The 328-nt window shown below is 58.8% G+C and carries 1 protein-coding gene; it reads left to right on the top strand.

The window, feature by feature from the left end; translation table 11 throughout:
- Nucleotides 1-50: 50 nt before the first annotated feature.
- Nucleotides 51-328 (top strand): hypothetical protein (locus AC1RP4_RS07885; protein ID WP_481763255.1); only part of this gene is annotated, 278 nt, incomplete at its 3' end.

The raw sequence follows: 328 nt of genomic DNA, 5'->3' as shown, positions 1-328 counted from the left end.
ACTTTGGCGCACGTGGTGCATCGTCGGCCCAGACGGCAGCACTTGGTGGCATGGCCCATCTTGTGAACTTTATGGGCACCGACACGGTACCGGCACTGGTCGCGGCTCGTCGTTACTATGATGAGTCGGTCGCAGGCTTCTCGATCCCGGCCATGGAGCACTTCACGGTGACTGCATGGGGCCGCGATAATGAGGCCCGCGCTTTCTCGAACATGATCGACCAGTTCGGCGGTGAGGGGCGTGTGTACGCATGTGTCTCGGATGCCTACGACATCTACAATGCCGTGGACAACATCTGGGGCAAGCAGTTGAAGGATAAGGTCTTGTC

The organism is Dellaglioa sp. CoH-56-MRSF-10, assembly GCF_056782175.1.
This window is presented reverse-complemented; position numbering and strand designations above follow the sequence as displayed.